Below are 6,585 nucleotides of genomic sequence, written 5' to 3'. Positions count from 1 at the left end.
GGCCTGTATTTCGTGTTTTCGGGTCGCTTATTTTATTTATCGGCCTGTATTTCGTGTTTTCGGGTCGATAATTATTTTTATCGGCCTGTATTTCTCGTTTCTGGACCGGTAATTTTATTTATCGGTCCAGAAACCCGAAATACCACATCAAATACAAAATGGCTGAGACAAATTTGTCTCAGCCATTTATTTCCCCTTATATTAAAGCGTCATTACCTTTTTCTTGTTCTACTAGTTTTTTATCATATATTTTAATGAATGGGAACCATATTAAGAATGCTACAAATCCACAAATAAGTGATACTAATACGGCCATTAGACTACCTGCTGTACCAATAAATGCTCCAAATCCTATAGGTGATGGCCATGGTACTTGTGCGATGATTGGTTTTACAAGTTCTAATTTGATTGTCCAGTAACCTATTGAAGCTGATACCATTGGTGCTAAGAAGAATGGTATTGCTAAGAATGGATTATAAACGATTGGTAAACCGAATACGAGTGGTTCGTTGATATTGAATAAACCTGGTACTAATGAAGCTTTACCTAATACTTTCAATTGTTCTGATTTAGCTAAGAAAGCTATAAAGATACATAACCCTAATGTTGCACCTGAACCTCCCATTACAACGAATGAATTTTGGAATTCTCCTGCAAATGGGATGTTTGCGCCTTCTATATTTAGCTGCATATTTGTAAGTACGATTGGTGTAATAAATGCACTGATGATATTTGCTCCGTGAATCCCTACTATCCAAAGTGCATGTATTAAGAAGTATATAACTAAAATTCCTAACCAACTACTCGTCAAGTACACTACAAATCCAAATGGTACTGCAATTATTTTAAAGATATCCGTATTAAATGCTACTAAAATACCTGTGAAAGTTAGTATGACAAAAGCAACTAAGAATGCTGGTATTAATGCTGTGAAGGATCTGGAAACACCTTCAGGAACTGCTTCTGGCATCTTAATAATCCATTGGCGTTTCACACATAATCTATATAATTGTACAGCGATGATGGACATTATAATAGCTGTAAATATCCCAGTCGTGCCAAGCCTACTTACACCATCCCCTGACATCTCCCAGCCATTAAATATGTTGACATCTTTCTTCATAATGTTCACAAGAACCATCTTACCGTCTTCCATTATTAATTGTGGAATAGCCATGAAAAATGCAAACATAGATAATAATGCACCGTTAAGCGGATTAACTTCTAAATCTTCTTCATCAGCATAAATTTTTGTGTATTCATAACCGATAACTAAACAGAAATACAATGCTAATATGCCCATTGTTGCCTTATTGGCTAACATGTATAAGTCACCAATTTTTAAAAAGGTATTATTCCAAAATCCTTCTAAAAACGTAAAGGTTTGCGGTATAACATTTAATACTAAAAACATCGAACCAACAATTGTAAATGGTATACAAGCCATACCAGCAGCCATGATTGCTCTTACAATTCTAAATGAAGCTATTTTCCCCATTGGACCCATTAAATACTTCTCTAAAAAAGCAAAAACTTTATTTTCTGATTCCATAACCTAGACCCCTTTTCTTTGTTTAGTTCATTGCATTTTCAAACCTTTGTAATCGTTTATAATGCCAATCTTTGTTATGTCGAATATTATATAATCTAAACAAAATGAAACCACTAACGACTAATCCTCCGACAAGTACACCAGCTACAATTAACCTTGAACTCGTTTGGTCGACTATAAATGGATATAAATATTGAAATAAAGGTGTTAATAATATTATTGGTATTAATGCTACATTGACCGCGAATAAACTTAAAAAGCAAGACTGTGTATATTTAACATTGTTCGAATGATTACCATACATTCGCACTTGCTCTGCAACACTTATTAAAATGATGATCATTAGTACAAGTGGTATGACCAAAGTTAATGAGCGACTCATCACAAGTGTAAAAAACCAATATAGATTTGAGAAAAAGAACAAAGCTGACATATATCTGATTAATAAAAATCGATTAAAGTACATTGCTTTAAGACTTGTTTCTTTTCTATTTTTTTCAAATTCCACTTTTGTTCTTTCATCCATTTTTTATCCCTCTTTTAAAGTGCATCATTTACTTTTTTATATAAGTGAAGCATCTCGATAGCTACCTCTCTTAAAGTCATTGTAGTCATAAGATGATCCTGGGCGTGAACCATAATAATTTCCATATTAATGGATTCACCTGATGCATATTTTTGTAATAAATCAGTTTGAGATTGATGCGCTAATGTTATTTCTTGATTTGCTTCATCTAATATTTGCTCAGCTAGCTCATAGTTATCCTCGCGCATATTTTTAAAAGCATCATGTATATTTGTACGCGCAGTACCACTATGTAAAATAATTTCAAACGCAACAACTTGAATTTCTTCTTGTTCCATAAGCTAAACCCCTTTATTTATGATATTGACCGACCATATAATTTTTAAAGCTGTTATAATCTTTGCAATTCATGATTTCTGCTATTTTTTCATCAGAATCAATTAGATTAACGATAATATCAATAATCGTTTTGAGCTCATTGTCATTATATTTTGAAGGGGATAACATAATGACAAGTTTGATTTGTTGATGTTGTTCGTCCCAATACACACCATTAGGTACGAGCGCTACAGCTATGCTTGAATAATCGCCTACTGGTTGTGCAGTATGAGGAACAGCTACATCATCACTAAATACAACCGTACTCAATTCTTCTCTAAAATTGAGTTGTCTTCGCAATTTATCTTCAAAATCTCGCTCTTCTTTTAAACTCAATTGCTTAATTAAAAGGTCAAAAATCGCCTCTTTTGTTATCGCCTCTTCAATATAATTAAATGAACTTTCATTACAATATTGGTTAAAGAACAAGCTATATTGTTCTGTTGCAACATTTTCTTCTAATGCATCATTATATGAAAATTTATTATCATGATGATGAATAAATGTATTTATTTTTTTAATATCTTGTTCGTTAAGTAACACATTCACTTGAATAACCGGTACTTTAAAAACAATTGTAGATAGATCAATAGATGAAATAATTAAATCAATATGTTCTAATTTTTCATCGGTTATTTCATAGTAGCTAATTACATCGACTATATTCATCTGTAAACTAAATTCTCTTTCAGCTCTGACTTTGAGCATTTGAGCACTTCCATAGCCTGTCGCACAAATCACTAGCACATTTAACTTTTCACGCTGGTAATATTTTTCAATTGCTGCAAGTAAATGTAAAGTTAAGTATGCCCATTCTCCATCGCTCACTTCTTGATTTTTCAGTTCTTCTAACTCTCCAAAATATGTCTTAGTCATAGTAAGTGATGATTCATTTTGCGCTTTAATATCATTTAATATTGGATTTTCTAAATGAAATTTATTCTGAATACGCTTTATTAACGGTTCTAAATGTGTAACTAAACCATATAAAAGTTGACTATCAGACGACATCGGAAACCCTAAATCTTTTTCTATTTTATTTAATATTTTTGACACTCTCTGTGATAAGTCACTCTGAGCATCTTGATTTTGAAGTTGAGAACCTTTAGTCATAATGTGCAAGCTGATGTATTTAGCTTCTTCTTCTGGAAATGATATTTTATAAATTCGTTCAACACGATTTAGAATTTTTCTTGCAACTGATAATTCATTTTCAGTTAGCACTTCTTCATTTGAAGTGATTGTCTTCAAACTATAACCATCTAATAATCGCCTAATCATGAGCCCTAGATGTAACACTAGATTTTGAAGTATATAATCTGAAAGGTATACTTTAGATTCTCTCGTCTCATCAACTACAATGATCGCCAATTCTTCCATATTGATTTGTTGTAAAAGTGGTGTTTCTTGAAAATATTTATTAATAGAATGAAAGAAATGATTTCCTAAGAAATAATCCATTATAAAATGACGCTTATCTCTTTCATCCCCTTCAATCGCTATGCCATGCTGTTGTTTGCTCACAATCCCTAGATTATACTGAGCAATAATCTTTTTAATAGTTGCAATATCTTGAGAAACTGTAGACCTTGAAATATATAATTGCTCACTTAGTTGCTCAATCGTAATACCTACCTTTTTAAAAAGTAACAAGTTTAAAATGTAATACTGTCTATCTTTAGAATCATTGATATTTTCTTGCTCTGGACCATCTTTAGATAAATAACGTTTTAAAAAATTTTCAAATTCTATCATTAAGTCTATTTTGAGTTGGTATCCATACCCTTGCTTAGCAATGAGTGTTGCACCATTTTTTTCTACTTCAGGCTTTAATGTTTTGACATATTTTCTAATCGTTCTATCTGAGAGTTGTAGCATAGTCGCAATTTCTGAACTTTTAACAAATTCGTTGCGTCGTTGTGATAAATAACTGAGTATCTCTATTTCTCTTTGACTTAGCATAAGCTTCCCCTCATTTCATAGAGAGTATTATACCGTTTCTTCCATCCCTTGCAAAATTACACTCGCCAATTTTTCAATGCCCATTGGAATCGGAACATAAGCTTGTGGTGGTATATTAACGACTGGTTTATTCACTTTATCACCAGCTTCTTTTAATTTTTTGAAATACATTTTTGTTTGTGGACTTACTAAATATAAATCGAAAGATTGTTTTTCAATCATTCTTGCACCTTCATTTGCTGAAATTGCATCTACTTCAATATCATGTCCTTGTTCTTTTAAATAATTTGTTGTTTTTTTAGCCATTAAAGATGATGACATCCCTGCTGCACATATAATTAAAGCTTTTTTCATAATAAAAACCTCCGTGTTTTATAATTTTTCTCCATTAGTAGCAATGACATTTTTATACCAATGGAATGAATCTTTTTTAGATCGATCAAGCGTTCCGTTGCCTTCATTATCTTTATCCACATATATAAATCCGTATCTTTTCTTCATTTCGCCTGTACCAGCAGATACTAAATCAATGCATCCCCATGGTGTATATCCCATTAATTGAACGCCATCTTCATCGACTGCTTTTATAAATTGTTCGATATGTGTTTTTAAATATTCGATTCTATAATCATCGTGAACAATACCATCTTTACCTAATTCATCAATTGCACCAAATCCATTTTCAACAATAAACAAAGGTAGATGATACATATCTGTAAACCAATTCATTGCATATCGTAAGCCTTCAGGGTCGATTTGCCATCCCCAATCAGAAGCTTTTACAAAATCATTTTTTACTAAATCACGTGTCTCAACATAATCATATTGTTCATTGGATTTATCATGTGAAATAGCAAATGACATATAATAACTAAATCCTATATAATCAACTGTGCCATTTTTTAAATCTTCTACATCTTGATCCGTAATATCTAAATCAAAACTTTTAGACTTAAAGTATTTTTTCATATATCCAGGATATTCACCGTGAACATGAACATCTGTGAAATAATATCTTTTTTGCATCGCTTTTTGAGCCATAAGCACATCTTTAGGATTACAAGTTGCAGGATAAATTGGACACATCGCAATCATGCAACCAATTTCAAAGTGTGGATTAATTTGATGACCAATTTTAGTAGCTTGAGCACTTGCTACAAGTTCATAGTGTGCAGCTTGATACATAATTTGTTCTCTATTTTCACCGGCTTCGTATTTCACACCTGAATTTGTAAATGGCGCGAAATCTTCATCATAATTTGCTTGATTGTTAATTTCGTTAAAAGTCATCCAATACTTTACTTTGTCTTGATATCTTTCAAAACAAACAGTCGCAAATCGAACAAAGAAATCAACGACCTTTCTATTACGAAATCCTCCATATTCAGTTACTAAGTGATAGGGTAATTCAAAGTGTGACAATGTTACGACTGGTTCAATTCCATATTTAAGACATTCATCAAATAAGTCATCATAGAATTTCAGCCCTTTTTCATTTGGTTCTTGATCATCTCCATTTGGAAATATTCTTGACCAAGCAATTGAAGTTCGGAAACATTTAAAGCCCATCTCATGAAAAAGCTTAATATCTTCTTTGTATCGATGATAAAAATCAATCGCTTCGTGGTTCGGATAATTTTTACCTTCTATAACCCCATCCGTTATTTCTCTATGTTTCCCATGAGATGCTGCTGTCATTACATCAGCAACACTTATACCTTTACCATCTTCTTGCCATGCCCCTTCAAGTTGGTGTGCTGCAACAGCGCCTCCCCATAGAAAATCATTCGGTAGTTTTGACATTCAATATTCCTCCTTTAACCAAACTTTTCTTAATACACTTTTATTGTAAACGCTTTCATTATAGAGTAGCATCTTGAAAAGTTCCGTAGTATTACGGAAATGCATGATATTTAAGTAGAACTGTTTTGAATTTGGTTACGGGTTTATGGGGTTTCGGGTCGCTAAATTTTTTTATCGGCCTGTATTTTGCGTTTTCGGGTCGCTAATTATTTTTATCGGCCTGTATTTTGCGTTTTCGGGTCGCTAAATTTTTTTATCGGCCTGTATTTCGCGTTTTCGGGTCGCTAATTTTATTTATCGGCCTGTATTTTGCGTTTTCGGGTCGCTAATTTTATTTATCGGCCTGTATTTTGCGTTTCTGGAC

At 32.6% G+C, this 6,585-nt stretch carries 6 protein-coding genes; all 6 read right to left on the bottom strand.

What is annotated here, in order from left to right:
- Positions 1–196: 196 nt before the first annotated feature.
- From celB to LQ608_RS12270, 6 genes are read right to left on the bottom strand one after another with little or no spacing between them, the layout of a single operon-like run.
- A complete protein-coding gene (gene celB, locus LQ608_RS12295; RefSeq protein WP_239752187.1) occupies positions 197–1,552 on the bottom strand; it encodes a PTS cellobiose transporter subunit IIC in 1,356 nt (451 codons plus the stop codon).
- A 22-nt stretch (positions 1,553–1,574) separates the two neighbouring features.
- Positions 1,575–2,078 (bottom strand): hypothetical protein, encoded by a 504-nt coding sequence (locus tag LQ608_RS12290; RefSeq protein ID WP_239752185.1) that lies wholly within the window; start codon positions 2,076–2,078, stop codon positions 1,575–1,577.
- 14 nt (positions 2,079–2,092) lie between these two features.
- The gene (locus tag LQ608_RS12285; RefSeq protein WP_115337761.1) at positions 2,093–2,416 is read right to left on the bottom strand and encodes a PTS cellobiose transporter subunit IIA; all 324 of its coding nucleotides are present in this window, start codon (positions 2,414–2,416) and stop codon (positions 2,093–2,095) included.
- A gap of 13 nt (positions 2,417–2,429) precedes the next feature.
- Positions 2,430–4,418: a BglG family transcription antiterminator gene (locus tag LQ608_RS12280; RefSeq protein WP_239752184.1), complete on the bottom strand. Its 1,989-nt coding sequence runs from the start codon at positions 4,416–4,418 to the stop codon at positions 2,430–2,432.
- Between the two features lie 27 nt (positions 4,419–4,445).
- Complete coding sequence (locus tag LQ608_RS12275) at positions 4,446–4,772, bottom strand: PTS cellobiose transporter subunit IIB (protein ID WP_115337762.1); 327 nt, start codon at positions 4,770–4,772, stop codon at positions 4,446–4,448.
- Positions 4,773–4,790: 18 nt separating this feature from the next.
- Positions 4,791–6,221: a 6-phospho-beta-glucosidase gene (locus LQ608_RS12270; protein ID WP_239752183.1), complete on the bottom strand. Its 1,431-nt coding sequence runs from the start codon at positions 6,219–6,221 to the stop codon at positions 4,791–4,793.
- Positions 6,222–6,585: the final 364 nt, after the last annotated feature.

The sequence above is a fragment of the Mammaliicoccus sp. H-M34 genome (genome assembly GCF_022386495.1).
Taxonomy (GTDB): Bacteria; Bacillota; Bacilli; order Staphylococcales; family Staphylococcaceae; genus Mammaliicoccus; species Mammaliicoccus fleurettii.
Note: the sequence above shows the minus strand (reverse complement) of the source record. Positions and strands in the feature narration are given on the sequence as shown.